Origin of the sequence: Polaribacter sp. 20A6 (assembly GCF_011378915.1) — a bacterium.
In the GTDB taxonomy this organism is placed as follows: Bacteria; Bacteroidota; Bacteroidia; order Flavobacteriales; family Flavobacteriaceae; genus Polaribacter; species Polaribacter sejongensis.
This window is the reverse complement of sequence record NZ_WTPZ01000007.1, coordinates 80,463-107,448: the sequence shown is the minus strand read 5'-3', so window position 1 is coordinate 107,448 and position 26,986 is coordinate 80,463. Positions and strand designations below refer to the sequence as shown.

At 30.2% G+C, this 26,986-nt stretch carries 29 protein-coding genes and 3 tRNA genes; 16 read left to right on the top strand and 16 right to left on the bottom strand.

Features of this window, described 5'->3' with window-relative positions; all coding sequences use genetic code 11:
- Positions 1–15: 15 nt before the first annotated feature.
- The 5 genes from GQS57_RS19225 (at position 16) to GQS57_RS15590 (ending at position 5,532) form a co-directional block, all read left to right on the top strand.
- A complete protein-coding gene (locus GQS57_RS19225) occupies positions 16–1,776 on the top strand; it encodes a hydroxymethylglutaryl-CoA reductase, degradative (protein ID WP_368855189.1) in 1,761 nt (586 codons plus the stop codon).
- A gap of 170 nt (positions 1,777–1,946) precedes the next feature.
- Entirely contained in the window at positions 1,947–2,387 is a 441-nt protein-coding gene (gene tnpA, locus GQS57_RS15605; protein ID WP_165733792.1) for an IS200/IS605 family transposase, read from the top strand.
- Positions 2,388–2,563: 176 nt separating this feature from the next.
- On the top strand, positions 2,564–3,493 hold the full coding sequence (locus GQS57_RS15600; RefSeq protein WP_165733791.1) for a GYDIA family GHMP kinase: 930 nt from the start codon (positions 2,564–2,566) through the stop codon (positions 3,491–3,493).
- 93 nt (positions 3,494–3,586) lie between these two features.
- Entirely contained in the window at positions 3,587–4,795 is a 1,209-nt protein-coding gene (locus GQS57_RS15595) for an NAD(P)/FAD-dependent oxidoreductase (protein ID WP_165733790.1), read from the top strand.
- Between the two features lie 182 nt (positions 4,796–4,977).
- Positions 4,978–5,532, top strand: coding sequence for a thioredoxin family protein (locus tag GQS57_RS15590; protein ID WP_165733789.1), 555 nt, complete (start codon positions 4,978–4,980; stop codon positions 5,530–5,532).
- 6 nt (positions 5,533–5,538) lie between these two features.
- On the opposite strand, the gene GQS57_RS15585 is transcribed toward GQS57_RS15590, so the two are convergent.
- The 7 genes from GQS57_RS15585 to GQS57_RS15555 all read right to left on the bottom strand — a co-directional run bounded on the left by GQS57_RS15585 (position 5,539) and on the right by GQS57_RS15555 (position 8,938).
- Positions 5,539–5,922: a VOC family protein gene (locus GQS57_RS15585; protein WP_165733788.1), complete on the bottom strand. Its 384-nt coding sequence runs from the start codon at positions 5,920–5,922 to the stop codon at positions 5,539–5,541.
- 224 nt (positions 5,923–6,146) lie between these two features.
- Positions 6,147–6,644 (bottom strand): hypothetical protein, encoded by a 498-nt coding sequence (locus GQS57_RS15580; protein ID WP_165733787.1) that lies wholly within the window; start codon positions 6,642–6,644, stop codon positions 6,147–6,149.
- A gap of 117 nt (positions 6,645–6,761) precedes the next feature.
- Positions 6,762–7,136, bottom strand: a complete 375-nt coding sequence (locus GQS57_RS15575; RefSeq protein ID WP_165733786.1) for a hypothetical protein — start codon at positions 7,134–7,136, stop codon at positions 6,762–6,764.
- A gap of 106 nt (positions 7,137–7,242) precedes the next feature.
- Positions 7,243–7,476 carry a hypothetical protein gene (locus GQS57_RS15570; protein ID WP_165733785.1) on the bottom strand — a complete coding sequence of 78 codons (234 nt, stop codon included), beginning with the start codon at positions 7,474–7,476 and terminating at the stop codon, positions 7,243–7,245.
- A 9-nt stretch (positions 7,477–7,485) separates the two neighbouring features.
- Positions 7,486–8,091 (bottom strand): thiamine diphosphokinase, encoded by a 606-nt coding sequence (locus GQS57_RS15565; RefSeq protein ID WP_165733784.1) that lies wholly within the window; start codon positions 8,089–8,091, stop codon positions 7,486–7,488.
- 62 nt (positions 8,092–8,153) lie between these two features.
- Positions 8,154–8,489: a hypothetical protein gene (locus GQS57_RS15560; protein ID WP_165733783.1), complete on the bottom strand. Its 336-nt coding sequence runs from the start codon at positions 8,487–8,489 to the stop codon at positions 8,154–8,156.
- 110 nt (positions 8,490–8,599) lie between these two features.
- Positions 8,600–8,938: a hypothetical protein gene (locus GQS57_RS15555; RefSeq protein ID WP_165733782.1), complete on the bottom strand. Its 339-nt coding sequence runs from the start codon at positions 8,936–8,938 to the stop codon at positions 8,600–8,602.
- Between the two features lie 206 nt (positions 8,939–9,144).
- Between GQS57_RS15555 and GQS57_RS15550 the strand changes: the two genes are divergently transcribed.
- The 7 genes from GQS57_RS15550 to GQS57_RS15520 all read left to right on the top strand — a co-directional run bounded on the left by GQS57_RS15550 (position 9,145) and on the right by GQS57_RS15520 (position 15,465).
- Positions 9,145–10,188 (top strand): sensor histidine kinase, encoded by a 1,044-nt coding sequence (locus GQS57_RS15550; protein ID WP_165733781.1) that lies wholly within the window; start codon positions 9,145–9,147, stop codon positions 10,186–10,188.
- A 199-nt stretch (positions 10,189–10,387) separates the two neighbouring features.
- Entirely contained in the window at positions 10,388–11,110 is a 723-nt protein-coding gene (locus tag GQS57_RS15545) for a LytTR family DNA-binding domain-containing protein (RefSeq protein WP_165733780.1), read from the top strand.
- Between the two features lie 28 nt (positions 11,111–11,138).
- Positions 11,139–12,248, top strand: a complete 1,110-nt coding sequence (locus GQS57_RS15540) for a diphosphomevalonate/mevalonate 3,5-bisphosphate decarboxylase family protein (RefSeq protein ID WP_165733779.1) — start codon at positions 11,139–11,141, stop codon at positions 12,246–12,248.
- A 25-nt stretch (positions 12,249–12,273) separates the two neighbouring features.
- Entirely contained in the window at positions 12,274–12,669 is a 396-nt protein-coding gene (locus GQS57_RS15535; RefSeq protein WP_165733778.1) for a toxin-antitoxin system YwqK family antitoxin, read from the top strand.
- A gap of 54 nt (positions 12,670–12,723) precedes the next feature.
- Entirely contained in the window at positions 12,724–13,650 is a 927-nt protein-coding gene (locus GQS57_RS15530; protein ID WP_165733777.1) for a mevalonate kinase, read from the top strand.
- 4 nt (positions 13,651–13,654) lie between these two features.
- Complete coding sequence (locus GQS57_RS15525; RefSeq protein ID WP_165733776.1) at positions 13,655–14,572, top strand: geranylgeranylglycerol-phosphate geranylgeranyltransferase; 918 nt, start codon at positions 13,655–13,657, stop codon at positions 14,570–14,572.
- A gap of 35 nt (positions 14,573–14,607) precedes the next feature.
- A complete protein-coding gene (locus GQS57_RS15520; RefSeq protein ID WP_165733775.1) occupies positions 14,608–15,465 on the top strand; it encodes a pseudouridine synthase in 858 nt (285 codons plus the stop codon).
- Positions 15,466–15,685: 220 nt separating this feature from the next.
- Here the strand turns inward: GQS57_RS15520 and GQS57_RS15515 are convergent.
- The 5 genes from GQS57_RS15515 to fbp form a co-directional block, all read right to left on the bottom strand.
- Positions 15,686–15,771: transfer RNA gene (locus GQS57_RS15515), tRNA-Leu, on the bottom strand.
- A gap of 293 nt (positions 15,772–16,064) precedes the next feature.
- A tRNA-Leu gene (locus GQS57_RS15510) sits at positions 16,065–16,150 on the bottom strand.
- Between the two features lie 15 nt (positions 16,151–16,165).
- Positions 16,166–16,237: transfer RNA gene (locus GQS57_RS15505), tRNA-Gly, on the bottom strand.
- 510 nt (positions 16,238–16,747) lie between these two features.
- Complete coding sequence (locus tag GQS57_RS15500) at positions 16,748–17,356, bottom strand: superoxide dismutase (RefSeq protein WP_165733774.1); 609 nt, start codon at positions 17,354–17,356, stop codon at positions 16,748–16,750.
- A 113-nt stretch (positions 17,357–17,469) separates the two neighbouring features.
- Positions 17,470–18,480, bottom strand: a complete 1,011-nt coding sequence (gene fbp, locus GQS57_RS15495) for a class 1 fructose-bisphosphatase (RefSeq protein WP_165733773.1) — start codon at positions 18,478–18,480, stop codon at positions 17,470–17,472.
- Positions 18,481–18,656: 176 nt separating this feature from the next.
- On the opposite strand from fbp, the gene GQS57_RS15490 reads away from it, so the two are divergent.
- The 3 genes from GQS57_RS15490 (at position 18,657) to GQS57_RS15480 (ending at position 22,381) form a co-directional block, all read left to right on the top strand.
- On the top strand, positions 18,657–19,136 hold the full coding sequence (locus GQS57_RS15490; RefSeq protein ID WP_165733772.1) for a GNAT family N-acetyltransferase: 480 nt from the start codon (positions 18,657–18,659) through the stop codon (positions 19,134–19,136).
- A 1-nt stretch (position 19,137) separates the two neighbouring features.
- On the top strand, positions 19,138–20,391 hold the full coding sequence (locus GQS57_RS15485; RefSeq protein WP_165733771.1) for an aspartate kinase: 1,254 nt from the start codon (positions 19,138–19,140) through the stop codon (positions 20,389–20,391).
- Positions 20,392–20,575: 184 nt separating this feature from the next.
- The gene (locus tag GQS57_RS15480) at positions 20,576–22,381 is read left to right on the top strand and encodes a lysophospholipid acyltransferase family protein (protein ID WP_165733770.1); all 1,806 of its coding nucleotides are present in this window, start codon (positions 20,576–20,578) and stop codon (positions 22,379–22,381) included.
- Between the two features lie 278 nt (positions 22,382–22,659).
- On the opposite strand, the gene GQS57_RS15475 is transcribed toward GQS57_RS15480, so the two are convergent.
- From GQS57_RS15475 to GQS57_RS15460, 4 genes are read right to left on the bottom strand one after another with little or no spacing between them, the layout of a single operon-like run.
- Positions 22,660–23,859, bottom strand: coding sequence for a glutamate-5-semialdehyde dehydrogenase (locus GQS57_RS15475; protein WP_165733769.1), 1,200 nt, complete (start codon positions 23,857–23,859; stop codon positions 22,660–22,662).
- A gap of 10 nt (positions 23,860–23,869) precedes the next feature.
- The gene (gene proB, locus GQS57_RS15470; protein WP_165733768.1) at positions 23,870–24,640 is read right to left on the bottom strand and encodes a glutamate 5-kinase; all 771 of its coding nucleotides are present in this window, start codon (positions 24,638–24,640) and stop codon (positions 23,870–23,872) included.
- Between the two features lies 1 nt (position 24,641).
- Positions 24,642–25,448: a pyrroline-5-carboxylate reductase gene (gene proC / locus GQS57_RS15465; RefSeq protein WP_165733767.1), complete on the bottom strand. Its 807-nt coding sequence runs from the start codon at positions 25,446–25,448 to the stop codon at positions 24,642–24,644.
- Positions 25,449–25,495: 47 nt separating this feature from the next.
- Positions 25,496–25,939, bottom strand: a complete 444-nt coding sequence (locus GQS57_RS15460; protein WP_165733766.1) for a GNAT family N-acetyltransferase — start codon at positions 25,937–25,939, stop codon at positions 25,496–25,498.
- A gap of 679 nt (positions 25,940–26,618) precedes the next feature.
- On the opposite strand from GQS57_RS15460, the gene GQS57_RS15455 reads away from it, so the two are divergent.
- On the top strand, positions 26,619–26,978 hold the full coding sequence (locus GQS57_RS15455) for a phage holin family protein (protein WP_165733765.1): 360 nt from the start codon (positions 26,619–26,621) through the stop codon (positions 26,976–26,978).
- Positions 26,979–26,986 lie beyond the last annotated feature (8 nt).

The following is a 26,986-nucleotide window of genomic DNA, read 5'->3' as shown; positions in this document are numbered from 1 at the left end:
TTAACAGTTTGACTTATCTTTGTTGTTGATAGTTTTATACATAAATTAATGAGCAAACTTATTTCTGGTTTTTCTAAGTTAACGAAAGATGAAAAAATTACTTGGTTAACAGAGAATTATTTCCATAATCATACCAAAACTAAAGATATAATTAAACAGTATTGGAATGATAATGATGATTTACAGCAATTACATGATGATTTTATAGAGAATACAATTTCTAATTTTTACATGCCTTTTGGTATTGCACCAAATTTTGTAATTAATGATAGAACTTATGTAATTCCTATGGTAGTCGAAGAAAGTTCTGTGGTAGCAGCGGCTTCTTTGGTTGGTAAATTTTGGAGTACAAGAGGAGGTTTTAAAACCAAGGTAATCGGTACCACTAAAATAGGGCAAGTCCACTTTATGTATGCTGGAGACAAAACGAATCTTGAGGACTATTTTAATAAAAATAAAACAGAATTATTTGCTGCAACGGCTTCCATCACTAAAAATATGGAAAAACGTGGCGGTGGAATTTTAGATATAAAATTAGTTGATAAAACTGATAAATTAGAAAACTATTACCAACTACATGCAACCTTTGAAACGAAAGATTCAATGGGTGCAAACTTTATAAATTCATGTTTAGAAGCAATAGCTAAAAAGTTTGAAAAAGACGATATAGAAATTGTGATGAGCATTCTTTCTAACTATGTTCCAGAATGTGTGGTTAGGGCAGAAGTGAGTTGTAAGATAGAAGAATTAGGCGGAGATAATCCTCAGAGATTTGCAGAGAAATTTAACCAAGCCGTAAAAATTGCAGAAATAGAACCTTATAGAGCGGTAACGCATAATAAAGGAATCATGAATGGAATTGACGCTGTTGTTTTAGCAACTGGTAACGATTTTAGAGCTGTAGAAGCGGGGGCACATGCGTATGCTTCTAAATCCGGACAATACTCTAGCTTGTCTCATTGTTCTATTGATGATGGAATCTTTAAATTTTGGATTGAAATTCCGTTGGCATTGGGAACCGTTGGTGGCTTAACAGGTTTACATCCAATGGCAAAATTGTCTTTAGAAATGTTGCAAAAACCATCTGCAAGAACTTTAATGCAAATTATGGCAGCAGCAGGTTTAGCGCAGAATTTTGCAGCTTTAAGAGCCTTAACAACTAAGGGAATTCAGCATGGACACATGAAAATGCATTTGCAGAATATCTTAAATCAGTTTAATGCAACAGAAGAAGAAAAAGAAATAGTTACTGCTTTTTTTGACAAAAAAACCGTGACACATTCTGCAGTTGTAGAAAAAATAGATGCTTTAAGAAAGCCATCAATCAATTGGATTGATTTTTCAAATAAAAGTCTGGTAAGTTTTAAACTGTCTAAGATTGATAAAAATACAAAACCTCTTTTTGGGAAGATGAATGGACAGCAAATGATAGAACATTTAAGCTTTCTATTACAAATTTCTAATGGAAAAGTAGCTGCCGATTATTATGTTTCTGATGAAAAATCAGCAAGAAGAAAACCTTTTTTAAATACCGAAGGAGAATTGCAAGTTGGGTTTAAAGCGAGTATGTTGTCTGAAGAACCAAACGCCTTAAAATTTAATTCAGTAGGAGAAGCAATTCATGATTTATTCATTCAAATAGATGCTTTTAAGATTCATTTTGAAACAGCTAAAGCTGAAAATCATCCGTTTTTTGGAGAGTTAAATTATGAATATTGGCAGAAATTTCATGTAAAACATTTTACACATCATTTTAAACAATTTGGATTGTTGTAAGATGTGTTTTGGCTAAAGTCAAATGTAAATATTAAAATATGAATCATCATCATCATCATCTAGCTAAAGCAAGATGCAATTTATTAAATAGCAATGGGTTTTAACCCATTGTAATAAATAATAAAATTGATAATTGGCTTTAGCCAAATTTTAAAATCATATATAATAATATGCCTTTTGTAAAAGTCTATATTCATTTTGTTTGGAGTACCAAAAACAGAATTCCGTTTTTGGGAACAAAAGAGGTGAGGCAGAAAGTTTGGGCACATATAAAAGAGAATGCAAAAGAGAAAGGTATTTATATAGATTTTATAAACGGTTATACAGATCATTGTCATTGTTTAATTTCTCTTGGAGTAGATCAAACAATACAAAAGGTGGTGCAATTGATAAAAGGAGAATCTTCTTTTTGGATAAATAAAGAAAAATTAACCAGTGAGAAATTTCAATGGCAAAGTGAATATTTTGCTGTTTCAGTTTCTGAATCTATGGTTGATAAAGTTAGAAATTATATTAAAAATCAAGAAAGTCATCATTCTAAGAAATCTTTTAAAGAAGAATATGAAGAGTTTATTTTAAAATATAATTTTCAAAAATATGATGATGTGTAATTATTAATAAAAATGGTTTCAACTGAATAGCAATGGGTTTTAACCCATTGTATTATAAATAGATTTGTTATTGGCTTTAGCCAAACTATAGTACATGTTTGGCTAAAGCCAATTTGATTATGATTAATTGTTTTCATCCAGCTAAAGCAGGATGCTATTCATGAAATATTAAATAAATGAAAAACTATTATTCCAACGGAAAATTATTGTTAACAGGAGAATACCTGGTTCTAGATGGAGCAAAATCTTTGGCTATTCCAACTAAATTTGGACAAGATTTAACCGTTGAAAAAATAAAAGAGGCAGAAATTATTTGGGGAAGTTTTACACATACCGGTGAGTGTTGGTTCGAGGCTGTTTTCGATTTTAAAAAACTACGTTTGATAAATTGTACCTTCAACTCAAATAAAGAAGGAAGTGGAGAAGTTATTGCCGAAACGTTGCTAGATATTTTAAAAGAAGCAAAAAACTTAAATCCTGATTTTTTAGCCTCAGAAAATGGGTTTGTTGTGAAAACGAATCTTACTTTTCCAAGGAATTGGGGATTAGGAACTTCATCAACATTAATAAATTCGGTTGCTTCTTGGGCAAAAGTAGATGCTTTTAAATTATTATGGAATTCCTTTAAAGGAAGTGGTTACGATATTGCTTGTGCACAAAATGATACACCAGTTTTTTATCAAATTGAAAATCAAGAGCCTGTTGTTGAGCCAATTGAATTCAATCCGAGTTTTAAAGAAAATTTGTTTTTTGTACACTTAAATCAGAAACAAGATTCTAAAGAAGGAATTGCGAAATTTAGAGAGAGTAATATCAATTTTGATGAAGAAATAAAAAGAATTTCAGAAATTTCTGATGAATTTTTAATTACAAAATCATTAGAAGAATTTGAAAAGTTAATAGATGAACATGAGCAAATTATCAGTTCAATTATCAAACTAAAAACAGTTAAAGAAAAGTTGTTTCCAGACTATTTTGGAGCAGTAAAAAGTTTAGGTGCTTGGGGAGGAGATTTTGTTTTAGTTACAGGGAACTCATCAACACCAACATATTTTAAAAATAAAGGATTTGAAACTATATTGACTTACCGTCAGATGGTTTTATAATAAAATATTAGGTCTCGACTGCGCTCGACCTGACAATTAATATTCTAAATGTCTCCTCGAGTGCAGTCGAGAGGTTTTATACAAGATAAACAAATGAGTAAAGTAATAATTATTGGAGGAGGAGCAGCAGGATATTTTACAGCGATAAACGCGAAAGAAAATAACCCTGAATTAGATATTACGATTCTCGAAAAAGGAAAAGACGTTTTACAGAAAGTAAAAATTTCTGGAGGAGGAAGATGTAATGTTACACATGCATGTTTTATTCCAAAGGATTTAACGGAGTTCTATCCGAGAGGAAAAAAAGAACTACTTGGGCCTTTTCATCAATTTATGACAGGAGATACTTTTGAATGGTTCGAAAATAGAGGAGTTCCTTTAAAGATAGAAGGTGATAATCGTGTTTTTCCAGAAGCAAATACAAGTCAGGCAATTATAGATTGCTTTCAAAATGCTGTTGATAACTTAGGAATTAAAGTGTTAACAAACTGTGGTGTAAATTCAGTTTCTCAACAAGGTAATAAATGGGTTATCAACACAAAAGAGCAAGTTTTTGAAGCTGATAAATTAGTAATCGCTGCAGGAAGTTCTAAAAAAGTGTGGGAATTGTGTGAGACGTTAGATCACGCTGTTGTAGAACCTGTTCCGTCTTTATTTACGTTTAATATCAATGATAAACGTTTGGTAGATTTATTAGGAACTTCGGTTCCGAATGCTACGGTTACCATTTCTGGAACAAAGTTAGAGGCATCAGGGCCGTTGTTAATTACACATTGGGGAATGAGCGGGCCTGCGGTTTTAAAATTATCCGCCTTTGGCGCAAGAATTTTAGCAGATAAAAATTATCAATATAATGTTGAGGTGAATTGGTTATCTAGACCAACGGATAAAGTGTTGAATGTTCTTTTAAACTTAAAAAAGAAAGAACCTAGAAAAACTACTATTTTAAAATCTCCGTTTGCTGAGGTTTCTAAAAGATTGTGGGAGCGTTTTGTGCTTGCAGCAGGAATTAGTGCAACTCAGAATTGGGCAGATTTAAATAATAATCAACTAGAAGGTTTAGCAAACCAGTTAACAAAAGGAGTTTTTAATGCAAACGGAAGAACTACTTTTAAAGACGAGTTTGTAACTGCTGGTGGAATTGATTTAAAGGAAATTAACTTTAAACGTTTTGAAAGTAAGAAACATCAAAACTTGTTTTTTGTAGGTGAAGTTTTAAATATTGATGCTGTAACTGGAGGGTTTAATTTTCAAAATGCATGGACAAGTGGTTTTATTTGTGCAACTGCTTTGGCGGAATAGATAAGTGTAAAATTACTAACCGTGTCATTCCGAATGAGGAACGAAGAGGAATCTTATGTTGATGATGAGATTCCTCAATCGCCTAAAAAGGCTCATTTCGGAATGACATTCTGAATATAAATAATAATATAGAAAACATAGTTTTTATAAGCTATGTTTCTATGTGGTAAAAGACAATAATTATGGCAAGAGCAGAATCTAACGAGTTTAAAAACGGAACAAAAGCACCCGATTTCAATTTATTAAATACAGTTGATACTACTTTTCTTTCCTTAGAAAAAGCAAAAGGAGAAAAAGGAACCGTAATTATGTTTATTTGTAATCATTGTCCGTTTGTGATTCATGTAAATACTGAGTTGGTAAAAATGGCGAATGAGTATCAGCAAAAAGGAATTAACTTTATTGCAATAAGTTCTAATGACGTAGAAAATTATCCGCAAGATTCACCTGATTTGATGACGCAATTGGCCAAAGAAGAAAATTATCCTTTTCCGTATTTGTATGACGAAACGCAGGAAGTAGCAAAAGCGTATGATGCTGCTTGTACTCCAGATTTTTATGTTTTTGATGAAAGTTTAAAAGCCGTTTATCACGGACAATTAGACAATTCTAGGCCAGGAAACGGGAAACCTGTTACAGGGATTGATTTACGTAACTCTCTAGACAATTTATTAGAAAATAAACCAGCTTTAGAAAACCAAAAACCAAGTATGGGGTGTGGTATTAAATGGAAATAGTATTTATTAGATATCATTATTTACTTCAATCCAATATCCATTGGGATCTTGAAAATACACTTGTAGAATTCCATCATTTCTAACATAGTCTTTGTTTGGGGTACCAATCCAATCGGAATATTCAATTTTTAATTCTTTTAAATGTAGTATAAATGTGGCAATGTCTGTGGTTGATAAAGCAAAATGTACAGCTTTATTCGTTTTAATGATAGCATCAGGACGAGGAATTATATGTAGTTGTTTTCCTTCACCAATTGATAACCATCTTGTCTTTGAATTAGAAGCAGTATTTTTAATTTCTTTTAGTTGAAGTACTTTTTGATAAAACGCTATAGATGTATCTACATCTTTTACAGAAAGGGCAATATGATTAAATATAAAAGGTTGCATTTATAAAGTTTTATGAGGAGTTTACTTTTTCTAACAACAAAACTAATAAAGAATATCGAACTTCAATTGACGGGCCTCTTTTATTTTAATCAAATTCAATGTAGTTTTTTACATCAATTTTAGGAAAACATCAATGAAATAATGGGTGTTGAGTGCTTTGTAAATAAGAACGAATCTTACTTTGTGTATATGAATAAGTAAGATTCGTTATTATTTTGAGGGTATTATGCAGCTTTATTTTGTTGCTGATTTTGAAGTAATGAATTAATTATTTTGTTCCATTTTTCTATAGAATCGAACTCGTTACCAGGTTGAAAATTAATATCTGAATTATAAAATTCAAGAACAATACTAGGTTTGTTTTTACCGATAACATTAAGTTTTAAGTTTAATTTATCTAGTGTTGTTTCGTTCTTTCCTATAGATTTACTGATGTTATTTATCTCACTATTTTTAATAGTGTTAAGATCTATAAATTGAAGATTAACTTGCTCTTTTGTTTTTTTTAAAAATGAAATTGCATGTTTATTTTCATCTAAACCAATAGCATAACACTCACTAATTTCGTGTTCTGTAATTTCAGAATTATGCTGTTTTGCAAACTCTATCAACGAGTTTAATACTTTTTTTTCTTTATTTTTTTTGTTTCTATTTGTTAATACAAAAGGTAGTGCACATAATGCAATACATATTACTCCTATTATTATTGTTCCTAAATCCATTTTATGTTTTTTTAATTTTTTTGATATACTGATTTTTATATGAAACGGTTATCCGCAACATATCAATGTTTTATTTTAACTACGTAAAAGGTAGTTGTTAGTAAATAAAATAAAGGGTTACCAAAAATTATGGAAAGGAAAAATAAGATCAGACTTTCGTTGTCTAATCAGGGTGTTTTCTAAGTAGTTTTTATACTGTTTAAACTTAGAATTAAACTCTTGTTTAGTCGTATAAGAAATTGCTAATAAATCGTCTGAAGACAATTTAAAGTTGGGTAATGAAAAATCTATTGTTTCAGAAACTAAGTTTTCTGATTGTTGTGTATGCGCATGAAATACTTTAGAAGCTGTAACTAAATAGGTAAGTTGTTCTGTATCTTGATTCGGATTTTGCGCGCTAAAATAAGATGTTGTATTTGCAGAAAGATACATCCCAGAACAATAAATTGAAATGAGTAATAGTACTTTTAGTATTTGGTGTTTCTGCTTCATTATTTTTTGCCATACAAATTATGACACTGCAAAATTAGTTAATTTTATAATAGGAAAAATAAAAAAGTGTATTTGTTGTATAATTATTAACTATTCAAAAACAATCTTACCCAACTTCTCCTCGATGCGGTTTTAAAGCATCTCTATAAACTTTCATATCTTTTTCATCTACGGTTATGAAGGCAGAAAATAACATTGGATTTTTTTCTTCAATATCTATTTCAAAGAAAGTTAAGTTTTCCATTTCTGCAAATTCTTTTAAGTGAATCGTATGATGTTTTGCGGTTTGTGCTGCATCTGGACCTCTAAAATCCCACAATAATTTTATTTTTCTAGACATTTATTTGTTTTAATGGTTGATGAAAATGAATAACTCGCCACTTTCAAAAGTAATTTTAATATCGTTATTAGTCGCTTTATTTCTTGTACCAATTCTTTCTCCGAAAGATAAATCTTCTTTTTTTAAAGGATACTGCAATCCTTCTGTAGTAATATTTATTGCTTTAGGGAAAGGAACCAAAGAAACCATTTTGTTTGTACAATTCGAAATTGAAGTGTTTTTATCAGCTAAAAAATAACGACTATAATCATCAAAAAAAGTAAGCTGTAATTTGTTTTTCCACTGAATTGTTGTGTGCAAGTTTCCTAAAAAATGATCTTGTTCTTTTCCGCTTCCACCATAAATATCAATGTTTTTGTAGCCTTTATCAAATAGAATTTTTAGCATTTTATCAAAATCTGTAAAATCTTGATTCGGAGTATGAATAACCTCTATGTCATTTGGTAAATTTTCTAGAGAGTCAAAATCGCCACTAATAAAATGAGGTGTAGTATTTTGTTCTTTTAAAAACTGATACGCGCCATCTGTAGCACAAATAATTTCATATTCGTCTAAATCAGGGAGTGTTTTTGGCGGTTCTCCGTTTAACAATAGAAAGACAGTTCCTTTTTTCATGGATGCAAAAATACCCATTTCAAAATTAATGAAATGGGTGTTTTGAAAGTGATTATTAGGGTTTATTTTTCTTTTATAATAAGTCCGATTATTCCTAATCTGGCAATTAAAAAAATTGTCATACCAATTATTGTTGGTGTTATGGAATATTTGAAACCTACTGCTAGAACACCAGCTGATGAGTCTGTAGCAATAGCAACCATTTCGAATATCCAAAACAATTCTTGAAAAAGACACCCAAATCCAAAAACTAGAGCAAAAAGACTTATTTGTTTAACAAGTTCTCTGTTTTTCTGTGTATTATTTTTAATGCTTTTTATAAGTAAAATGATAGTAATAATAAAAATGATAATTAATGGGATTATAAATAAAGGATATCCGTTTGTGATTGTTTCCATAGTATATGTTTTAAAGTTCGTTTTTAAAATAGTAAGAATGTTTGTTCTTATAATATAATTGAGACCAGTGGATAGTTTTTAATTTGTTTTACTAAAACTGTTTTTTTTGTTTATTCTTTTTTCATCCAAGTAAGTGCAATTACACCTAATCTGCCAATAAGAAAAATGATAAAACCAAATATAACTGGTGTAATTTCGTATTTTAAGCCTATTCCTAAGACCTGGTGAGATACATCATTCGCTATTGCAATCATAGTAAACATTTGGTACAAACCAATAAAAAGGTTTAAAAAACCAAATACAAGTGCAAATAAACTGACAGATTTAATGAGTTCCCTATTTTTTTCTGAATTTATTTTAAAACCCTTCATGACTAAGAAAAGTGTTAAAAGTAAAAGAATAATTAAAGGAATCATAAATGTATTGCCTCCATCGATAATATATTTCATAATATAAGTTTTAAATTCGTTTCAAAAATATTGGTAATGTTTGTTCTTAAAATATATTTGAGACGAGTGAATCCTTTTTACTTGGTTTCTACAAAAAATAGGTAGTTTTAGTATAAAAAGTGTCAAATTTGCTTTTTAGAGATTAAAATAAGTAATCCGTCGCTAATTATCCTAAAAATTAAATCTTTATTTTTATTTTGTAACATATGCAAAAAGAACTGATTTTAGTCTTAAAAAAAATACCAATACATTTTTTATGTTGGATGCTTGTTTGGTTTTTCTTCAAAAGTTTTTTTAGTGTAGGTTCATCAAACAAAGCTTTTCTATTTTGGTTTTCTTCTCTTTTAAGTATTGTAACATTAATTACCGCTTATGTTTTTGTGTACGATTTAATTCCTAAATATTTATTAAAAAAACAATATAAGAAATTTGTTCTTTATACTATTTATTCAGGTGTATTTGTTGCTACAACTATTTTAATGATAGAAGTAGTTGGGTTTGTGTTTTATTTTAATTTAGAATTTAAACAAATGCCAGCGTTAACAAAAAGTCCTGCTGTAGTATTAGTCTGTGTTTTTTTCATTGTTGTTTTGGCAAGTGGTTTAAAAATATTAAAACAGAGTTATAAATCGTTAGATGAAAAGAAAACTTTAGAAAACAAATTTTTACAAACTAAGTTAGAGTTAAAAGAGCAAGAATTAAAGTTTTTGAAGATGCAAATTCATCCGCATTTTTTGTTTAATTCTTTAAATACAATTTATGGTTTTGCAATCGCTAAAGCGGATGAAGCGCCAGAAATGATTTTAAAACTATCTAATTTACTAGATTATATTTTATATCAAGTAGAAAAGCCAAAAGTACTATTAGTAGAAGAGGTAAATCATTTAGAAGATTATATTTCTCTAGAAAAAATGCGTTTTCACGATACTTTAAAGGTGAGTTTTAAAAAGGAAAATATAGATGATGATTTGCAAATTCCACCTATGTTATTAATTCCTTTTGTAGAAAATAGTTTTAAACATGGTTTTGCTGCTAACGGAATTTTAAAAGTTGATATTCAACTTAAAATAGATGCTAATTTTTTGTTTTTTGAAATAGAAAACTCATCCAAAGAAAAAGAAGATATAAATGCCGGAATTGGGTTAGAGAATATAAAAAAAAGACTAGAAATGTTATATCCGAAGAAACATCAACTAGAAATTATTGATAAAAAAGATGCATTTAATGTGTCTTTAAAAATTGAATTTTAATAGAGATTGTCATTTCGACCTTTTGGGAGAAATCACATAAGGGTGCTAATTGTTGTGTTATCATTATTATGTGACTTCTCTCTCTGTTCTAAGTGACAAGTTTTGGAGGTTTTTTCCACCCAGTTTGCCTTCTCGACAGAAAGAGGAACGAATGTCGAGAAATCTCATGCTTTCTAATCTAAAAATAAATAACTAAAAAATGAACCAAATTAATTGTGTTATTGTTGATGATGAACCCGTTGCTAGAAAAATTATAGAAACTTTTGTAGCTAAAATTCCGAATTTAACTTTGGTGAAAAGTTGCAAAAATGCCATGGAAGCATTCGAAATTGTAAATACACAAAACATAGATTTATTTTTTCTAGATATTAACATGCCAGATGTTTCTGGTTTATCATTGGCAAAGTCTATCAGCAATAAATCTAAGATCATTTTTACAACTGCGTATAGAGAATATGCTGTGGACGGTTTCGATTTACAAGCAGTAGATTATTTACTTAAACCAATTGCATTCGATCGATTTTTACAAGCAGTAAATAAGTTTTTTGAAACTAAGGTTTTGGTTAAACCTTCGGTTGAAGTTAAAGAAACCCTTATAAAAAACAACTATATTTTTGTGCGTTCAGAACGTAAAATGATAAAAGTTATTTTTGACGAAATTCTATATGTAGAAAGCTTATCGGATTATATTAAGATTTACACAAAAGACAAGGTTTTAGTAACGAGAGAAACCATTTCTAATTTAGAAGTAAAATTACCTTCGCATCAATTTTTAAGAATTCACAGATCTTATATTATCAATTTAAACAAAACTGATTCGTACACCAATGAGTTGGTTGAAATTGAAAAAAATGCCATTCCTATTAGCAGAACCTACAAAGAAAATGTACTTAAAAAGTTAACTGAAAATTCTTTGAAATAGTTTTATCTTTGATGCAAAATTAAGACGTTTGGATACAGCACAATTTATTTCGAAATCAAATAACAATTCAGTAGAAAAAGCAAGTTTTACCTGGCAAACACCAAGTAATATTGCATTGGTAAAATATTGGGGAAAGAGCAATCCGCAAATTCCAAAAAATGCTTCTATTAGTTTTACGTTAAACAATTGTCATACCATTACTACGATTGATTTTGATAAAAAGCATAATTCTGATGAGAATCTGAAACAAGTTCAGATTGACAAGAAGGTAGATTTTGATTTATTTTTTGAAGGCAAACAAAAAGATGCTTTCAAACCAAAAATAGCAGAATTCTTTACAAGAATACAAGAATATTGTCCATACATTTTTGACTATAAAATGACGATTAATTCAGAGAATTCTTTTCCGCATTCTAGCGGAATCGCATCATCTGCAAGTGGATTAAGTGCCATTGCAATGTGTTTAATGAGTTTAGAGTCTGAGTTAAATCCTGATTTATCAGCAGAAGAAATTAATAAAAAAGCCTCTTTTTTAGCACGTTTAGGTTCTGGAAGTGCTAGTAGAAGTATAGAAGGACCTATGGTTGTTTGGGGAAATCACCCAGAAATAGCAGGAAGTTCAGATCTGTATGGCGTACAATTTCCTTATAAGATACATTCAGTTTTTGAGAATTATCAAGATGCAATTTTGTTGGTTGATAAAGGCGAAAAACAAGTTTCTAGTACAATTGGTCATAACTTAATGCATGAGCATCCGTATGCAGAAAGTCGTTTTACACAAGCAAATGATAATTTGAGTAGAATATCAGAAATTTTACAAAATGGAGATATAAAAGCATTTGTAAGCTTGGTAGAAAGTGAAGCATTAACGTTGCATGCAATGATGATGACAAGCAACCCATATTTTATTTTGATGAAACCCAATACCTTAGAAATTATTAATAAAATTTGGGAATATAGAACCGAAAATGATAGCAATATCTGTTTTACTTTAGATGCTGGTGCAAATGTGCATGTGTTATATCCTGAGGTAGAAAAAGAAAAAGTGAATCAGTTTATTGAAAAAGAACTTTCTAAATACTGTCAAAAAAATCAGTATATTTATGATTCTGTGGGTTTTGGAGCTAGTAAGAAATAGAATCTCAGAATTAAAAATAATTTAAATGAAAGCTTTTATAAAGTTACTATCAATTTTAATTTTCTTTTTTACGATAACTATTTCTGCTCAAAAAACCACGTGGTTAGATGTCGATTTAAAAGAAACAACTAAAGCTAAATCATATTATTACAAAGTAGTTCCTACTGATGGTAACGAAGTAAAGTATTACTACAAAAGCGGTAATGTTTTTAGAAAAATAGTTTACTCTAAGGGGAGGTATGATGGAGTTTTTTCTGAGTTTTATGAATCTGGCGAATTAAGAACTTCTGGAACCTATGTGGATGGTTTAGAGGAAGGTGTTTGGAAAACATATTATAAAAACGGGAAGAATAAAGAAAAAGGAAAATATACAAAAGGAGAAAAAGTTGGTGTCTGGAAAACTTTTTATAAGAATTTTTAATAAGGTTTTGTTAATTTATTAATTCGTATTTTTGCAACACTATAAAAAAGAAAAATGAAAGGACCATTGTTTTATGCTAAAATTCTGCTCTTCGGAGAATATGGAATCATCAAAGATTCTAAAGGATTGGCTATTCCGTTTAATGCTTATAGAGGAGCGTTAAAAACGTCATCAGATTTATCTGGAAATCGCAAGGTTTCAAATGAAAATTTAGAACGTCTTTGCAATCATTTATCTGCTTTAAAAACAGATTTAGTTACTTTTAATTTAAAAGATCTAAAAGCAGATATAGAAAACGGAATGTACTTTGACTCTTCTATACCACAAGGTTATGGAGTAGGAAGTTCTGGTGCTTTAGTAGCTTCTATTTATGATAAATATGCTGCTGATAAAATAACTGTTTTAGAAAACTTAACGAGAGAGAAGTTATTAAAGTTAAAACAGATTTTTTCTTTAATGGAATCTTTCTTTCATGGTAAAAGTTCTGGTTTAGATCCTTTAAATAGTTACTTAAGTTTGCCAATTTTAATCAACTCTAAAGACAATGTAGAGCCAGCAGGTATTCCTTCTCAAAAACAAGGAAAAGGTGCTGTTTTCTTATTAGATTCCGAGCAAATTGGAGAAACGGAACCTATGGTTAACATCTTTATGAATAAGATGAAAAACGAAGGTTTTAGAAAAATGATCAGCGAAGAATTTGCAACTACAACAGATGCTTGTATTGAAGACTTTTTAGGAGGAAATGTAAAATCGTTATTTGGTAATGTAAAATCATTATCCAAAATAGTTTTAAAGAACTTTAAACCGATGATTCCGGATGCTTTTCATAAAGTTTGGGAAAACGGAATTAAAACAAATGATTATTACCTGAAACTTTGTGGTTCTGGTGGTGGTGGTTATATTTTAGGTTTTACGGAAGATTATGAAAAAGCTCAAAAAAGTCTTAAAGATTATAAGTTAGAGTTGGTTTATAGATTCTAAATATATGCCTAGTTTTAAAGTCAAAAGAATTATTTTTAAACTTTTAAGCTTAGTTTCTGTAATCAGGGGTTATAATATCCTTGTTTTAGTTTTAGCGCAATACTTAGCGGCTATTTTTGTTTTTTCACCTACAAAATCTCTCAGAGCAATTGTTTTTGATGCAGACTTGTTATACATTGTTTTAGCAAGTATATGTGTGGTGGCATCTGGTTATATTATTAATAATTTTTACGATGCAAAGGTAGATCGCATAAATAGACCATTAAAAACGGGTTTAGATAATTATGTAAAACAGTCTACGAAGTTAAAGCTTTATTTTACTTTAAATTTTTTAGGTTTTATTTTTGGATACCTAATATCTGTTAGAGCAGCTTTGTTTTTTGCTATTTATATATTTGCTATTTGGTTTTACTCTCACAAGCTTAAGAAGTATCCTTTTACAGGTTTAGTTTCTGCTACTGTACTTACCATTTTGCCTTTTTTTGCTGTATTTGTGTATTTTCAGAACTTTTCTAAAATCATTTTCGTTCATGCAATTTTCTTGTTTCTAGTAATAATGGTTAGAGAGTTGTTGAAAGATTTACAGAGTATGAAAGGGGCAATTGTGAATGATTACGATACTTTTCCTGTTTTTTATGGAGAGGTAAGAACAAAGAAATTATCAATATTCTTATTATTTTTAACGTTGTTTCCTATTGTAGTTTTGTTTAGTTATCCCGCTTTAAGCTACATGAGATATTATTTTTACTTTGCTTTATTTGTTCTTGTTTTTCTAGGCTTTTATTTATGGAAATCTTCTGAAACGAAACATTATAGATTAATGCATAACGTTTTGAAAATCTTACTTTTAATAGGAGTTTTCTCTTTAATTTTTATAAAGCCTGAACTAATTGTAGAAAAAGTAATAGACCGATTGAATTAAGGTTTTTTTACGTATTTTTGCAAAAATTTTAAGTAATGAATTCAAATAAAAACTCGTCGAGAGGACGACAAGAAGGTAAAAAAAGTACTCCTTTAAGTAGAAAAAGCAAACCTGTAGCTAGAAAAACTCCAAAGAAAACTTTTACCAAAATTAAAGAAACTCCAAAGGCAAGTAATGACGCCTCAGGAATCCGTTTAAACAAATACATTGCAAATTCTGGAGTTTGTTCTCGTAGAGAAGCAGATACCTATATAGAACACGGTAGTGTAGAAGTAAATGGAAAGTTGGTGACAGAAATGGGATATAAGGTTCAGCCAGACGATATTGTTCGTTTTGATGGAACTTCTATTACACCAGAACAAAAAAGATATATTTTACTGAATAAGCCTAAGAACTACATTACCACTATGGATGATGATAGAGGTAGAAAAACAGTAATGGAATTGATTGCTAATGCATCAAAAGAAAGAATTTACCCTGTAGGTAGATTAGATAGAAACACAACTGGTTTGTTGTTGTTTACTAATGATGGTGATTTAGCAAAGAAATTAACACATCCAAAACATAATATTCGTAAATTATATCATGCATCTCTAGATAGAAAATTAGAGTTAAAAGATTTAGAGAAATTACGAGGAGAAGTTATTATTGAAGGTAGAAAAGTATTTATCGATGCTGTTTCTTATGTAGATGGTCAGCCAAAATCTGAAATTGGTATAGAAATCCATTCTGGTAGAAATAGAATTGTACGTAAAATATTTGAACACGTTGGTTATAAAGTAAGCAAACTAGATAGAGTTGTTTTTGCTGAATTAACTAAGAAAAACTTACCGAGAGGTAGGTGGAGAGAGTTAACTAATTTAGAGGTTACCAATCTTCAGATAATGAAATAGAATAATTAAGAATCCAGCTTTTAGCTGGATTTTTTTTTACACATAAGTTATATCGTTTATAAGTGTCTCTTAATTAAACCAAGGTTGATAAATAGTTTGTTATGCTATATTCTTTTATGGTTCAATATTCAGTTATGATAACTAATGTGGTAATTGCTGGCGCGCAAAGTTTGTAAAAGCAAAAAACCGTTGAAAATCATAAGATTAACAACGGTTATTGTACTGAAGGCGGGACTTGAACCCGCACGGCCATTACTGACCACTGGATTTTAAGTCCAGCGTGTCTACCAATTCCACCACTTCAGCATGGTATTTTTATTTTTAAAGAACTTTTATAGTTGTCCTTATTTCTAAGGAGTGCAAATATATTATCTTTATTAGTACTACGCAATGTTTAAATGTAAAAATTCTTAATTATTATTATTATATTTTTTAAAATACTAGTAATCGGTTGTTTATGATGTTTTTCTTATTTGAAATAGTGCTACCATTATCGGTTAAAGCTAAAAATAAAGTTTTTAAAAAGATAAGAGTAGGTGGGCGGCAAGTTTGTAAAAGCAAAAAACCGTTGAAAATCATAAGATTAACAACGGTTATTGTACTGAAGGCGGGACTTGAACCCGCACGGCCATTACTGACCACTGGATTTTAAGTCCAGCGTGTCTACCAATTCCACCACTTCAGCATGGTAATTGAATAGAGCGAAAGACGGGATTTGAACCCGCGACCCCCACCTTGGCAAGGTGATGCTCTACCCCTGAGCTACTTTCGCAGTCATAATTTTAAAAGAACTTTTCTTTTTAATTACCCTTATTCCTAAGAGCGGTGCAAATATAATATCTTTTATTATTCTGACAAGTTTTTATTTAATTTTTTTCATTTTTTATTAATCAATTTTTTTTTAATCAAATGGAGGCATTTTTTGAGCACTAAAAAAAGTTAGAATTGGTTATTTATGTTCTTGTAATTTATAAGGATTAAGTGATTTATGGTGAGTCTTTTATGTAGAAAATTTGATTCGAAAAAGGATAATATTATCTATTTCTTAAAAATAATTACCTTTTTAAACAAAGGTCTTGTTAAGTTGTTCTTATAATGAATTGACAACAATATAGAGACCAGCAGGAGAGAGTTGTTTAGTAATTGTTCGTTTTGGTAAGTAAAACGTAAAAAAAAAGCATCCTAAAATTTAGGATGCTTTTTTTTATGTATAAAATTTAAGTGATCTCACTTTTTTATCAGATTTACATCTGAGTGAGATACCCAAAGCAACTGCGTTGCCTTATTTTGCTGCTGCGTAACGTTTTTCTACTTCGTTCCAGTTAATTACATTAAAAAATGCATTAATATAATCTGGTCTTCTGTTTTGGTAGTTTAAGTAGTAAGCGTGTTCCCAAACGTCTAATCCTAAGATTGGAGTTCCGCCACAAGTTACACCTGGCATTAATGGATTGTCTTGGTTTGGAGTAGAACAAACTTCTACTTTACCTCCTGGTAAAACGCACAACCAAGCCCAACCAGAGCCAAACTGAGTAGCTGCTGCTTTAGAAAAAGCGGCAATAAAATCATCTTTAGTACCAAAAGCAGCTTCAATAGCATCTTTTAATTCACCAGATAAATATCCTCTATCATTTGGGTTTAAAACTGTCCAGAATAATGAATGATTATAAAAACCACCACCATTATTTCTAACAGCTCCATTGCTCATATCTAAATTAGTAAGAATATCTTCAATAGATTTTCCTTCTAAGTCAGTATCTGCAATTGCATTGTTTAAGTTATTTGTGTATCCTTGGTGATGTTTACTATGGTGAATCTCCATAGTTCTTGCATCAATATTTGGTTCTAACGCATCATAAGCGTATCCTAATTCCGGTAATTGAAAAGCCATTTTTTTATATTTTTTAAAAGTTAGTATACTATTTACGCTTGTAAAATTAACCATAAATGGATGGTTTTACAAGTATTTTATGTTTTGATAATTGATTACAGTATAAATAAGATTTATTCTCCGTGTATTTGCATAAATTCCTCTAACTGATTTACCATATTTTTACTTCCACAAATAAAAGGAACTCTTTGGTGTAGCTCAGTAGGCTCCACATCCATAGTTCTTGTATATCCGTCAGAAGATTTTCCGTTTGCTTGTTCTGCTATAAAAGCCATTGGGTTACATTCATAAAGTAAACGTAATTTTCCGTTCGGGTTTCTAGAACCTTTTGGATACATATAAATACCTCCTTTTATCATGTTTCTATGAAAGTCAGAAACCAAAGAACCAATATATCTACTAGTATAAGGTCTGTTTCCTTCTTCTTCCTGGCAGTATTTAATATATTTTTTTACACCTAAAGGAAAATCTAAATAATTTCCTTCGTTTACAGAATACATCGTTCCGTCTTCAGGAAACTCCATATTTGGGTGAGATAAGTAAAAAGAGCCAATTGCAGGGTTTAAAGTAAAACCATTAACACCATTTCCAGTTGTATAAACAATCATCGTTGAAGTTCCGTACACTACATAACCTGCAGCAACTTGTGCGCTTCCTTTTTGTAAAAAATCTTTTAACTCTACAGGAGTACCTGTTGGAGTAACACGTCTATAAATAGAGAAAATAGTTCCTACAGATACATTTACATCAATATTAGAGGAGCCATCTAAAGGATCAATTAAAACAACATATTTGTTTTGATGATTTTCATCATTACTGTTAATAGAAATAAAACTATCTTCTTCTTCACTAGCAATACCACATACAATATTTCTTCTTGTTAAAGCCTGTATAAACTTATCATTAGCATACACGTCTAATTTTTGTTGATCTTCTCCTTGAATATTTGTGTCTCCAGCTGCACCAATAATATCTACTAAACCAGCTTTGTTAACTTCGTGATTTACCACTTTTGCAGCTAATCTAATAGAGTTTAAAAGGCTAGAAAGCTCACCAGAACTATATTTAAAAGCATGTTGATGTTCAATAATAAATTCACCTAAAGTTTGTTTTTTTCCTGTCATTTTACGTGTTGTGTTGTTAATTTTAACAAATATCTATTTTTTTTAAAGTTACTACAACGTTTTAGTTATTTAATTTTTGTTCAGAAATTTAAACAATTCAAAAATAATTGTCTAAAATCTTCAATTATTTTTGGTAGATATGTAAATAACTATCTTTGACTAAAATTTATAAAAAGATGGACTTTACTGTAAGATTAGGAGAAGAAAAAGACATGCAATCTGTGTTGAATTTAATTACAGAATTAGCAGTTTTTGAGAAAGAACCAGATGCTGTAGAAGTAACAGTAGAAGATTTAATAAAGGATGGTTTTTCTAAGAATCCTAAGTTTAAAGTTTTTGTAGCAGAGCAAGAGAATAAAATTATTGGTATTGCTTTGTTTTACGAACGTTATTCTACCTGGAAAGGAAGAACTATTCATTTAGAAGACTTAATTGTCACAAAAAGTAAACAGAAAATAGGAGCAGGAAAAGCTTTGTATACAGCTGTTTTAAAATATGCTCATGATCATAACTTTAAAAGAGTTGCATGGGAAGTAATTGATTGGAATACCAATGCAGTAGAGTTTTATAAAAGTACAGGAGCTACGTATTTAAACGATTGGTCTGTAGTACAAATGGACAAAGAAAACTTATCAAAATTTATTCAAAATAATTAAAATGAAGATTTTTAAATTTGGAGGAGCGTCTGTAAAAGATGCAGCAAGTGTAAAAAATGTAACACAGATTTTACAAAGCGAAGGAACGGAAAGTACTGTAGTTGTAATTTCTGCAATGGGTAAAATAACAAACGCTTTTGAAGAGGTTATAGATGCCTATTATAACAAGACCGATAAGTTATCAGAAAACTTAGGTATTATTGAAGACTTCCATAAAAATTTAATGAATGATTTGTTTGATAAGGACGATGAGATTTATAAAGAAATAGATATTCTTTTAGGGGAATTAAGCTGGTTTTTAGCTAGAAATACTTCACAGAGATATAATTACGTATATGATCAAATTATTTGTTTTGGAGAGCTTTTATCAACCAAAATAGTAAGTGCGTATTTAACCAAAATTGGTGTAGAAAATAACTGGTTCGATGTTAGAAACTACATAAAAACAGATAGTAATTATAGAGATGCAAAAGTAGATTGGGATTTAACGCAAGAATTAATTAGTAAAAAATTAGATGCTTCTAACTTAAATATTACTCAAGGTTTTATTGCGGCAAATGATACAGAAAACACCACTACTTTAGGTAGAGAAGGATCGGATTATACGGCAGGTATTTTTGCGTATTGTTTAGATGCCGAAAATGTTACAATCTGGAAAGATGTTCCTGGTGTTTTAAATGCAGATCCTAGAGTATTTACAGATACTACTTTATTAGAGCAAATTTCTTATGAAGAAGCTATAGAAATGGCTTTTTACGGAGCTTCTGTTATTCACCCAAAAACATTGCAACCTTTAGAAAGAAAAGACATTCCGTTATTGGTGCGTTCTTTTGTGAATCCTAAAGAAACGGGAACGAGAGTTTCTAAAGGTAAAATGTTAGAACCTTTTATACCTTGTTTTATAGTTAAAAAAGATCAGATTTTGGTTTCTATTTCTGCATTAGATTTTTCTTTTATGGTAGAAAACAATATCAGTTACATTTTTCAAAAATTACATGATTATCAATTAAAAGTAAACTTAATTCAGAACTCTGCAATTAGCTTTTCTGTTTGTATCGATAATAAATTTAACAAGTTCGATGAATTTTACAATGAGTTAAAAACACAGTTTAAAATTGATGTTCAAAAAGGTGTAGACTTGTTTACGGTACGTCATTTTGATGATAAAGCTGTAGCAAGTATAGAGGCTAAAGGAACTCCTTTGTTAACACAAGTAAATAAAGAAACCATACAAATTGTTTTAGTTACAAAATAACTTCACAACAAATATAAAAAGGACACTAATTTTATACGCTGCCAAAGATTAAAAAGCTGTATGTTTTAATAGCAAGAGAATCTTTGATGCATATAAAATTGGTGTCTTTAATTCTGTTTTAGTAACTAAATAGTAATTCAATTTTTTTTTTTAGTAAGTTTGCAGTTCCGTCTAATTATAATATATGGCATTAGTAACAGCTAAAGAGATTTCACAAGTAATTGGTTTACAGAGGTTTGGTTTTTTAGGAACTTTTATTGGGTGGATTCTATTAAGGATACTTCGTATTTCTGCAATCAATAGAATCTACGCTAAGAATAAAAATAAAAAAGATTTAAATTTTTTAAATAGTATTTTAGATGATTGCGATATCAAATTTGAAATTCCGGAAGAAGATTTAAAGAGAATTCCAAAAGATGGCCCGTTTATTACGGTGTCTAACCATCCTTTAGGCGGTATAGATGGTGTTTTATTACTAAAACTACTCATCGAAAAAAGAGCAGATTACAAAATTATAGCCAATTTTTTACTACACAGAGTTGAGCCTTTAAAGCCTTTTGTAATGCCTGTAAATCCTTTTGAATCAAGAAAGGATGCTAAATCTAGTGTAGCTGGTATTAAAAATGCATTATTACATTTAAGAGAAGGGAATCCTTTGGGAATTTTTCCTGCAGGAGAAGTATCTACTTATAAAGATGGAAAGCTAAATGTAGATAAACCTTGGGAAGAAGGTGCGGTTAGGTTTATTAAAAAGGCGAATGTGCCTGTAATTCCTATTTATTTTCACGCAAAAAACAGTCGTCTATTTTATTTTTTATCAAAAATATCAGATACTTTAAGAACTGCAAAATTACCATCTGAAGTAATATCTCAAGGAGGTAAAGTTATAAAGGTAAGGATAGGGAAACCAATTTCGGTTAAAGATCAAGATGAGTTTAAAGAGATTTCTGATTTTTCAGAATTTATCAGAAAGAAAACTTATATGTTGGCAAACCCTTTTGAGAAAGCCCATAAGCTACTTTCTACTCAAAATATCAAAATAAAAAAAACAGCAAAAAAAATAACACCTCAAAGAAATACAAGTTTATTTGTTAAAGAAATAGATGTTTTAAGAAGAGGGGATGGTAGATTATTAGAAAGCAAAAATTACGAAGTGTTTTTTGCAAGTGCCAAAGAAATACCTAATCTATTGCATGAAATTGGTAGATTAAGAGAAGTTACCTTTAGAGCCGTTGGTGAAGGAACCAATAAGGAAATAGATTTAGATAAGTTTGATAAATATTACCACCATTTGTTGCTGTGGGACAGAGAAGCAAACTGTTTGGCAGGAGCTTACAGAATGGGGCTTGGAAAAGATATTTATAAAAAATATGGTATTAATGGTTTCTATATTCAAACACTGTTTAGAATTGAGCCAGAATTATACCAAATGATGGACAATACCATAGAAATGGGTAGAGCTTTTATTATTGGCGAATATCAGCAAAAACCAATGCCTTTATTCTTATTATGGAAAGGAATTGTACATGTTACTTTACGTTATCCTGAGTACAAATATTTAATGGGTGGAGTTTCTATTAGCAATCAATTTTCAGATTTCTCAAAATCGTTAATGATAGAGTTTATGAAATCTCATTATTACGATCCGTATATCGCTCAGTACATTCATCCGAAGAAAGAGTACAAAGTAAAATTAAAAGATGGTGATAAAGATTTTGTGTTTGATGCTACAAAAGCAGATATGCAAAAATTCGATAAAATTATTGATGAAATAGAACCAGGAGCACTAAGAATTCCGGTGTTGATTAAAAAATACGTCAAACAAAATGCACGTTTGGTTGCGTTTAATGTAGATCCTAAATTTAACAATGCTGTAGACGGTTTAATGTATATTAAAGTGTCCGAAATTCCAGATAGTACAGTAAAACCTGTTATGGAAGAATTTCAGGCAGAGTTAGAGCGTAAAGCTACAGAATTACAGAATAAATAAAATTAAAAATGTTCTAATTAGGGCGTTACCCAAAAAGGGTTGGGCTTTACGTTACAAGTCCTCGGTCGTTCCTCCCTGTGGGCTTTTCACTGCAATCCCTAACGCGGGCTTGTTTGTAGAAATATGTTATGTCTTCTAATTTTATATTTAACTTCTTTAAGATGAATTTCTGTTGCTCGTTTCTAAAGAGTGACACATATAAAATTAGTATTTAAAAAAAAATGGTTTTCCTGCTTTAGAACAAGAAAACCAAAAGTTAATATAGTTTGTGAAATAGGTTATACACGCACATTACCATCACCAATAATATAATACTTATTGGTTACTAATTTCTTTAATCCTAACGGACCTCTGTGATGTAATTTGTCTGTACTAATGGCTAATTCTGCACCAACACCTAACTGACCACCATCTGTAAACCTCGTAGAAGAATTTTTGTAAACAGCAGCACAATCTACTTGTTGCATGAAATCATCAGCATTTTCATCATTAGTTGTCATTATTGCGGCAGAATGACCTCCAGAATATTTATTAATCATTTCTGTTGCCTCGTCTAGATTTTCAACAGCACCAATACAACATTTTAAAGCTAAAAACTCTTCTTTCCAAACACTTTCTTCAGGTATTAGAGCTGCGTCTGTTAATACTTCTTTTACGCTTTTATCAACTAAAATAGTAACCTTTCTTTCTTTTAAAACAGCTTGTAGGTCTTTTAATTTAGCTTCGTAATTTTCTATATTTTTATTGATAAGAATTTTATCTAACGCATTACAAGCAGAAATTTTAGCTGTTTTTGCATTGATGATTACGGCTAATGTTTTGCTCCATTCTGCGCTTTCATCAATATAGATAAAGTTATTTCCTCTCCCACTAATTAAAACGGCACAAGTTGCATGTTCTTTTACAAAACTAATTAAGCGTTCTCCACCTCTTGGTACAATTAAATCTAATTGTTCTGTTGGGTTTCTTAAAAACTCTTGTGTTTCTGTTCTGTCCATTTGCAAGAACTTTATATAATCTTCACTTAGATTATTTTCTGTTAATGCCTTGTGCCAAAAATCGACTAATATTTTATTACTGTATAAAGCTTCTTTACCACCTTTCAATAAAATTCTATTGTTAGATTTAAAGGCTAAAACAGCGGCTTCTACGGTAACATCTGGTCTCGATTCATAGATGATCATAATAGTACCAAATGGCGCCGTTTTATTGGTTACTTTTAATCCGTTTTCTAAAGTAATATCACTAATAATTTGATTTACTGGGTCTTCTTGCGCTTTAACTTCATTGATGGCTTTTATCATTCCATCAATTTTTTGATCGTTTAAAATCAAACGGTCAAACATTGCCTGATCTTCTTTATTAAAAGCATCTAAATCTTTTTTATTTGCTTTTAATAAGGCTTCTCGATTTTCATCAAGAATCTTGGTCATGCTTGTTAGTACGTTATTTTTAATGGTTGTTTCTAATAATTTCATCTTGTAGATTTTAAAGTGCCACTTTTGTACCGACAGACTTTCCGTCAATAATATCAATAATGGTGTTATCTCTTTTTCCGTTTGCAATATAAGTAGGGATGTTGTTAGAGGCTGCTTCTTGTGCATAATCTAATTTAGAACCCATTCCGCCTCTACCTTCACCAGGTTTTTTATTGCTATCTTTTATATATTTATCTAAATCGTCACCCGGATTTACATTGGTAATTAAATTACTGCTTTCAGCTTCAGGGTGTCCTGTGTACAATCCGTCTATATCTGTTAGAATAATTAATTTATCAGCATTTATTAACTGTGCAATTAAACTAGCTAGCTCATCATTGTCTGAAAACATAGACATGGTAACAGAAACAGCATCGTCTTCATTTGCAATAGGAATTACACCTTCAGATAATAAACCTTCGCAGCAATTAATCATATTTTGTCTGTGTACGCCAGGAGAAAAATCTCTTTTTGTAGGTAAAACCTGCGCACATTTCATACCGTAATCATTAAAAAGGTTGTAATAATGACGCATCATTCTTGGTTGTCCAATTGCAGAGTAGACTTGCCTTCTTTGAGTTTCATTTTCAATACTAGATTCTCCTAGTATTTCTTTACCTGCAATTACAGATCCAGAAGAAACTAGAATACAAATAATTCCACGTTCATATAGTTCTGCAACTTGTTTAACTAAGCGTCTTAAAACAGGTCTAACAATTCTGTTATCTCTGTTTGTCATTACGTTGGTACCTACTTTAATTACTATTCTTTCTTTGTACATTTTAATGTTCTTTACCCATTTCTACAGCTCTGTTAAAAGCGGCAAAAGCGGCGTCTTTAATTAATTCATTTACATTATTATCTTCCATAGAATCTAAGGCAGCACGTGTAGTACCTCCTTTAGAAGCAACTTTTTCCATCCAAGAATTTGGCGATAAGTTAGATTGATTAAATAATTCGATAGCTCCAGTAAAAGTCTGACTTACCAAAACAGAAGAATCATTTTTAGAAAAGCCCATTTTTAATGCAGCCTCCATCATGCTTTGCATAAAATAGAATACATATGCAGGTCCACTACCAGAAATTCCTGTAGAAGCATCAATTAATTTTTCACTGGTTACTTCCATAGATTTACCAGTGGTGTCTAATAAACTTTCTACGGTTAATTTTTCTAACCTAGATACTTCTTCCGAAGTTACGTAAGACGTTAAGCCTTTTCCAATTTGCGCTGGTAAGTTTGGCATTGCTCTTACTATTTTATCTAATCCAGAATATTTTTTTATGTTTTCTATATTAACACCAGCCATAATAGATACAATTACCTGACCCGGTTTTGTAAAGGGCTTTAATGCTTTAAATAAGTTTTCTGCGTGGTATGGTTTTACGGCAATAAAGATAATGTCTGCTTTTGGTACACAATCTTCTAGTTCCTCAAAGGCATCAAAGTGAGATATGTTATTTAGTTCTTCTAGCTTTTCTGCAGATTTGTCTAAAACCATGATGTTTTTTTTCTTTAACAATCTAGATTTAGACATTCCTTGAGCGTACGTTAGCCCCATGTTTCCTGCGCCAATTACTAATATTTTCATTTTTTTGTGTTAAGTGTTACTATTATTTTTGTGTTTTATTTTGTGTATTACTTGTATAAAGTCATTTGAATTTTCTTTGACTCGAATCCGTTTTTCTTAAATAGTTCAATAGCATTATTGTTTTTATTGATGTTTAAAGAAAGGTTTCCGTTACAGTAGTTGGTTGCCTCTTTTATTAATTTTGTAGCAATTTTTTGTTCTCTATATTCTTTATGAACTGCTAAGTAGGTAATTAGGTTTTCAGATTGATATTCACTCATGCCTGTTTTATTAACTACAATTGCACCAATTATTTTGTCTTTTTCTTCTATAACAAATGCATAGCCACCTAGATTAGATGTTTCTTTGGCAGCATATAAAAGTGATTTACGAATAGCACTTTTGTCCTCTTTACAGTCGTCTTCTAAGTGCTTGTGTAAAAATTTTGAAATTTTATTAATATTTATGTAGGACATCCTCGTAAAGGCGTCAAAAGTTTTAATCATCATCATTATTTCTATTGATTTGATTTATCTAAAACGATAAAAAATGAAAAGCTAAAAAGCTTAAAAAAGAAGTTAAACGCTAGGAGCGTTTATTTAAAAAAAAGAGTGAGGAGGTATGAATTTTTTAGGTTGGTTTTTAAACACTAAAAAATTAAAGTTGAATATTCTAAAGTTACGCTGTTTGTGTATCCTTATTTTCATAATGCAAAGGTACAAAAAGCATATGCTACTATCAAATTATATAGGTTTAATACCAAAATATCTTGTTTTATAGATTTATAAAGGTAAAAAAATGTAGTTGTCTAAATATTATGTGTCAATATTGTTAGCGGGACGTAAAATTGTTTTTTTTAAAGTGATACATTCATCCGAAGAAAATGCCACAAACAAATGATTGTGGTGCTTTCTTGTTGAGTTCGATATCTATAACCTTTTATAAATTATACTGTTTTCTTTAAGGGGGTGATCTCTTATTTGATTTTTGATAATTTTAAAGATTGTTGGTTTTTATTGGTTTTAGTTTTTACCTATTAATGTATTATACATAGTGATTGGTTTAAATTTTGTTTAGCATAGTTATTAGTATTTAGGGTTAAATACAAACGAGCCCAAAACCAAAGCATGACAAAAAAGCAGACTTTTTCATTTGGTACAGTTTTGGCAATTATCTCTAAAAATAAACAGTATGAAAACTTTTTTAAAAATTTTATTAACGGCTTTGGTAGTAATTGTCTTAGCTAATATTTTACCAGGTATTTCAGTAGCAGGTTATGTTGCGGCAATTATTGTTGCAGTGGTTATATCGTTACTAAATATGTTTGTAAGACCACTTTTAATCTTCTTTACATTACCTGCAACTATTGTCACTTTTGGCTTATTTATTTTTGTAATTAATGCGTGCATTATATTATTGGCAGATAAGTTAGTAGATGGTTTTGCTGTTTCCGGATTTTTTGCGGCTCTATTATTCAGTGTTTTACTGTCTATTTTTAGATCGGCATTATTTTCATTATTAAAAGAGGATACCAAAACAATTCAAAACTAAATAACAAT

Excerpts from the sequence above, each read along its gene's own strand:
- tnpA (WP_165733792.1), top strand. The coding sequence starts at position 1,947 with ATGCCTTTTGTAAAAGTCTATATTCATTTTGTTTGGAGTACCAAAAAC.
- GQS57_RS15600 (WP_165733791.1), top strand. The coding sequence starts at position 2,564 with ATGAAAAACTATTATTCCAACGGAAAATTATTGTTAACAGGAGAATAC.
- GQS57_RS15595 (WP_165733790.1), top strand. The coding sequence starts at position 3,587 with ATGAGTAAAGTAATAATTATTGGAGGAGGAGCAGCAGGATATTTTACA.
- GQS57_RS15590 (WP_165733789.1), top strand. The coding sequence starts at position 4,978 with ATGGCAAGAGCAGAATCTAACGAGTTTAAAAACGGAACAAAAGCACCC.
- GQS57_RS15585 (WP_165733788.1), bottom strand. The coding sequence starts at position 5,922 with ATGCAACCTTTTATATTTAATCATATTGCCCTTTCTGTAAAAGATGTA.
- GQS57_RS15580 (WP_165733787.1), bottom strand. The coding sequence starts at position 6,644 with ATGGATTTAGGAACAATAATAATAGGAGTAATATGTATTGCATTATGT.
- GQS57_RS15575 (WP_165733786.1), bottom strand. The coding sequence starts at position 7,136 with ATGAAGCAGAAACACCAAATACTAAAAGTACTATTACTCATTTCAATT.
- GQS57_RS15570 (WP_165733785.1), bottom strand. The coding sequence starts at position 7,476 with ATGTCTAGAAAAATAAAATTATTGTGGGATTTTAGAGGTCCAGATGCA.
- GQS57_RS15565 (WP_165733784.1), bottom strand. The coding sequence starts at position 8,091 with ATGAAAAAAGGAACTGTCTTTCTATTGTTAAACGGAGAACCGCCAAAA.
- GQS57_RS15560 (WP_165733783.1), bottom strand. The coding sequence starts at position 8,489 with ATGGAAACAATCACAAACGGATATCCTTTATTTATAATCCCATTAATT.
- GQS57_RS15555 (WP_165733782.1), bottom strand. The coding sequence starts at position 8,938 with ATGAAATATATTATCGATGGAGGCAATACATTTATGATTCCTTTAATT.
- GQS57_RS15550 (WP_165733781.1), top strand. The coding sequence starts at position 9,145 with ATGCAAAAAGAACTGATTTTAGTCTTAAAAAAAATACCAATACATTTT.
- GQS57_RS15545 (WP_165733780.1), top strand. The coding sequence starts at position 10,388 with ATGAACCAAATTAATTGTGTTATTGTTGATGATGAACCCGTTGCTAGA.
- GQS57_RS15535 (WP_165733778.1), top strand. The coding sequence starts at position 12,274 with ATGAAAGCTTTTATAAAGTTACTATCAATTTTAATTTTCTTTTTTACG.
- GQS57_RS15530 (WP_165733777.1), top strand. The coding sequence starts at position 12,724 with ATGAAAGGACCATTGTTTTATGCTAAAATTCTGCTCTTCGGAGAATAT.
- GQS57_RS15525 (WP_165733776.1), top strand. The coding sequence starts at position 13,655 with ATGCCTAGTTTTAAAGTCAAAAGAATTATTTTTAAACTTTTAAGCTTA.
- GQS57_RS15520 (WP_165733775.1), top strand. The coding sequence starts at position 14,608 with ATGAATTCAAATAAAAACTCGTCGAGAGGACGACAAGAAGGTAAAAAA.
- GQS57_RS15500 (WP_165733774.1), bottom strand. The coding sequence starts at position 17,356 with ATGGCTTTTCAATTACCGGAATTAGGATACGCTTATGATGCGTTAGAA.
- fbp (WP_165733773.1), bottom strand. The coding sequence starts at position 18,480 with ATGACAGGAAAAAAACAAACTTTAGGTGAATTTATTATTGAACATCAA.
- GQS57_RS15490 (WP_165733772.1), top strand. The coding sequence starts at position 18,657 with ATGGACTTTACTGTAAGATTAGGAGAAGAAAAAGACATGCAATCTGTG.
- GQS57_RS15485 (WP_165733771.1), top strand. The coding sequence starts at position 19,138 with ATGAAGATTTTTAAATTTGGAGGAGCGTCTGTAAAAGATGCAGCAAGT.
- GQS57_RS15480 (WP_165733770.1), top strand. The coding sequence starts at position 20,576 with ATGGCATTAGTAACAGCTAAAGAGATTTCACAAGTAATTGGTTTACAG.
- GQS57_RS15475 (WP_165733769.1), bottom strand. The coding sequence starts at position 23,859 with ATGAAATTATTAGAAACAACCATTAAAAATAACGTACTAACAAGCATG.
- proB (WP_165733768.1), bottom strand. The coding sequence starts at position 24,640 with ATGTACAAAGAAAGAATAGTAATTAAAGTAGGTACCAACGTAATGACA.
- proC (WP_165733767.1), bottom strand. The coding sequence starts at position 25,448 with ATGAAAATATTAGTAATTGGCGCAGGAAACATGGGGCTAACGTACGCT.
- GQS57_RS15460 (WP_165733766.1), bottom strand. The coding sequence starts at position 25,939 with ATGATGATGATTAAAACTTTTGACGCCTTTACGAGGATGTCCTACATA.
- GQS57_RS15455 (WP_165733765.1), top strand. The coding sequence starts at position 26,619 with ATGAAAACTTTTTTAAAAATTTTATTAACGGCTTTGGTAGTAATTGTC.